Genomic DNA, 4,091 nt, shown 5'->3' on the forward strand with positions numbered 1-4,091 from the left:
AAAGATGATATATTGCGTTGTCAAACATGAAATTTAGATAATTTTATATATCATTGTTTTTTATTTGTTATTTAGTTATTGCATTTCTCTTGAATGCAACAGGCCACGGCTGCTTTTTCGGCAGCCGTTTTCTTTTGTATGGTTTGGTTAAGCCGTTTGATGGCGCGTTTTTTCAAACGGCTTTTCTGTTTTGTGTATGTAAAAGGCAATCTTTGCCAGTTTGCGCATTAAGGCCACGATGATAACCATTTTGGGCTTTTTTGCTGCTTCAAGATTGTTGATTAGCTTCGGAAAGGCTTTGATTCTGTAAGCGACAAGCGCGGGCATGAACAAGGCGCGTTTAAGTTGCCGATGGCCGTATTTGCTTAATCGACCTTTTTTGTGAACGCTGGTTCCCGATTGTTCTATTTTCGGACTTAATCCGGCAAAGGAAACAAATTGATTGGCTTTGCTGAATGTTTTGTCGGTCAGGTGACGGAGTAGAATTGCTGCAGTATCTTTGCCAATGGCCGGAATGGTTTGTAGATTTTGGTAATGTTGTTTTAAGCTATTTTGTTGCTTAATCATGCGGTCAATCCGTTTGGCCGCTTGAGTTATTTTCTTGGCCAAGAGCAATATTATTGCTTCGTGTGTTGAGCGTATGAATTTGTCTTTAGCAGCGTGAAGTCTGTTACGGCTTTCGTTTTGTTGCTGTTTCAATTGCTGAAGCAGGTTAATCATTTTGTACAAATTGGGATTTTCAGACGGCCTAAATGGTGTCAGTTTGTCTGAATGGCGTTTTGTATATTCCGCTATTAGTTTTGAATCGGCTTTATCTGTTTTGGTATGACTGAACTGGCTTTTTGCGTAATCTTTTATTTTCAAGGGATTGATAACGAAAATTGTATAGACGGTGCTCAAGTATTCGGCTGCTTCTTCATAATAAATGCCGGTGGCTTCCATGCTTATAGCAGTCTTTCTAATGCGTTTGGATCGTATCCAGTCTATGAGTATTTCAAAACCTTCGGCGTTATTACCAATTTTGGTGTAATCGGTTTGGCCGTTAGTTTTGATTAGGGTTACATCAATGGTGTCTTTGGAAATATCCAATCCTATTACATTCATTGCATTTTCCTTATTATGCAGCCTGTTTACACGGCTATGATGATATTCAATATTAAGAATGGTTAGGCGGTTCGGCATTTCTTTCCTACAGCTTTTCACTTTGGCCGTTTTACTGCCTAAACCGCCTAGGCTTTTGTTTTGCGCTAAACAAAAACCTGTAAGCCGTCTGAATCAAAGGGCTTACAGGTTAATGCTTAGCATTTTATGCTAGCCGGTTCAGCTCAATTTTCTCAATATTTGAGATTTTGAGCTGAACCGGCTAGCATAAAATTGCTTAGATTCATAGTAGCGGGCGTTCCCGCACCCCGTGGCTACTTTTTAACCTATTGATTCCGCCTTATGGGCTTCATCAACAGGTTAAAAAGCAGCTTTAATTATCCGCCGACTTTGGCGCCGTTTTGGCTACCAAATTGAGCACCGGCTTCTACATAACCGTCATACATTAGGTTTTGCGGGCTTTTTCCTGTTAAGGCATAGACACGGGCTTGCTGACGGTCTTCTAAGCCATCAAGCGCTTTACTGATTGTTTCAGGACTATCAACCTGCTTAGGTGCTTTGTATGGGTTATAAATGCCGTTTTGAACGAAATCAAGACATTGGTCTTTTCCAAAGCCATGGATGGGTGTGCCTTGGTCTGTATAACAGGTGCATTTATTGGCATTTTTAACACACGCAACCGGATAAGGCATACTTTGAACGACTTTATTTAAACTATCGTATAAAGGCGCGGTGTGAGGCATGCCTTGAATACGTGGCTCATAATCCTTTTCACTTAAATGTGGCCTTTCGGGAACGGCTGAAGCTGCGAATTCAGGCGCATGTTGAGGAACGGGATTTGTATTTTCAGGAACTTGGGTTTGTTCAGGGGGATTAACTGTTTCCGTTGATACAATCGGCGTTTCCTGTTGTCCAGTGCCTTTTTGATAAATCTGATAAACGTTAAAGCCTTTCCAAGCCATAAAAGCAAAAATACCGACCAGAGCCCAAACCGCAACAGGTACTTTTTTCTTAAACTTTTGATGTTGGCTGGATGATTTGTAATATTTAAATGCTTCTTTAGGCGGTTTCCAGCTTGCAGATTCGACGCCTGTAACGGCAGCGGGATTATCTAAGCTGGTAACGCATTTGTACCAAGAGTATTGTTTCATGCCGACGGCTTTACGCTCAAGGTGAGTGTGTTTTGATACTAGATTCCTGACAAAAACATCAAGCTGGCTAGGGTGTTGGGTCATCAAGATAACGGTATGGCCGTGGTGCCGGAGTTCAGTTAATTCTTGGATATAAGGCGGAACGGGACGGCCTGAAGCGCGAACTGGATAAGTATAATGTGCTTCATCAACAATCAGAACCGCACCTTGCGGAATAATATCCCGTAGCGGTGCCGACATGATTTCTTCTTCAGTCAATTCGTGCGCATTGAATTTGCGTTTATCCAAACCGTCGATATGGCAGAAATAGAGCGGGCGGTCTACTTCGGTGCCGTCTTCGAGTTTCATTTTGAACAGGCCATCTTCGTTGTTCAGAATCATGGACACAACGCGCGAGGTTTTGCCGGTGCCCATGTTGCCTGTAAACAGATAAATCATCAGTTACCCCCGGGAAAAACAAAAGTGAGTTTGTTCAATGCAGCCATGCCGACATAGAACGAGAATGCTCCGAAAAGATAGCCCAAGCCTTGACCGAATCCGCCGATAAGCAACAGGTTAAGAATATCGTCAGGCATGGAGCTGATGGCATTTAGGGTATATTGCTTAAATTGGTCTAACGCGATGATATAACCGCCATAGCTTACAAAGGTTAAACCGGTGGCGATGATAATGCGCACAATCAGAAGTTTTAAAAGAATTCCAAATAATGGAATCAATCCGGCTAATGCTGGCATGATTTCCCCTTTCTTATCTTCTTAAAGAGCCAAAAACGATAAAGGCCGACATAATTGTAAAAGCGAGTAGTACAGCAAAGCGGACTTGTTCCATTAATACGCAAAGCGGTTCATAGCTCAATTCAACTGGACGACCTGCTACATGGAATGTTTTAGGCTTAGGACAAACACCATTAGGCGGAAGGAAGTTATCAGGTGACCATGTTCTATCATCTGTAACATGGGGAATCTTTATATCATCGAACATACCTTCTTCAGGTTTGCCCATCTTGTCACAAGCTAAAATGTAGGGAAAAAGCTTACAAAGTAAGCCTTGCGGTTCGGCATCTTTACCGTCTTTGCCATCCCGACCGTCTTGCCCAGTTTGACCACCTGTACCGGTTTGACCGCCTGTTCCGGTTTGACCACCTGTACCGGTTTGACCGCCTGTTCCGGTTTGACCACCGGTGCCGGTTTGACCGCCTGTTCCGGTTTGACCACCGGTGCCGGTTTGACCGCCTGTCTGACCACCTGTCTGCATGCCTGTGATGTTTACAGTAGTAGTTGTTTTGCCGTCTTTATCAAGGCCAAAACTGATTACTATAGGGCCGTCTTTGGTTTCAATGGTTACAGTTGTAGGGCTTACACTTAATTCTTCTTTATAATCAGGTCGGCCAGTGCCTTCCACAAATGGAGTCGGGCTGCCATCAATGGATCCGGTGGAAATATCTAAAAATTTTTCTTGAGTTAAAACTTCGGTGAGTTTTTTAGTATTGAAAGTAAAAAGAAAAGGATTTCTTACATCTCCATCCTTAACGACAGAACAAATAGCAAAGGCATGATTAGTGTCACAAGACCGAAATGCGTAGCCTTTCCACCAATAATCAGGATCAGATGAGCTTCTCTTTGCATGTTCCGATGCAGCCAATCTTTCAAGCTGAATGTCAACTAGCGACACAGCATCTTTTTGTGATTGAGTTCCGTTTTTTTGCAAAGCTGAAACTACAGATGAATCTAAAGGTAGACATACATTTTCAGGCGTACAGTATGCGCCGTCATAATGTTTCAAGAATTCGTTTTTTGTTTCGTCATATTGATAACCGGCTGATTCGATGTCGGCTTTGAC

General features: G+C 42.6%; 4 protein-coding genes. All 4 read right to left on the minus strand.

What is annotated here, in order from left to right; all coding sequences use genetic code 11:
• Positions 1 to 147: 147 nt before the first annotated feature.
• On the minus strand, positions 148 to 1,104 hold the full coding sequence (locus tag CRG49_RS12430) for an IS110 family transposase (RefSeq protein WP_097784627.1): 957 nt from the start codon (positions 1,102 to 1,104) through the stop codon (positions 148 to 150).
• Positions 1,105 to 1,478: 374 nt separating this feature from the next.
• Positions 1,479 to 2,690, minus strand: a complete 1,212-nt coding sequence (locus tag CRG49_RS12435) for a zonular occludens toxin domain-containing protein (RefSeq protein WP_097784628.1) — start codon at positions 2,688 to 2,690, stop codon at positions 1,479 to 1,481.
• On the minus strand, positions 2,690 to 2,986 hold the full coding sequence (locus CRG49_RS12440; RefSeq protein WP_096295734.1) for a DUF2523 domain-containing protein: 297 nt from the start codon (positions 2,984 to 2,986) through the stop codon (positions 2,690 to 2,692). The genes CRG49_RS12435 and CRG49_RS12440 overlap by 1 nt, the downstream gene beginning before the upstream one ends.
• Positions 2,987 to 2,999: 13 nt before the next feature.
• The coding region (locus CRG49_RS12445) for an IgG-binding virulence factor TspB family protein (RefSeq protein ID WP_157807907.1) at positions 3,000 to 4,091 on the minus strand (1,092 nt) is incomplete at its 5' end.

Source organism: Neisseria sp. N95_16, assembly GCF_002551535.2.
Classification (GTDB): Bacteria; Pseudomonadota; Gammaproteobacteria; order Burkholderiales; family Neisseriaceae; genus Neisseria; species Neisseria brasiliensis.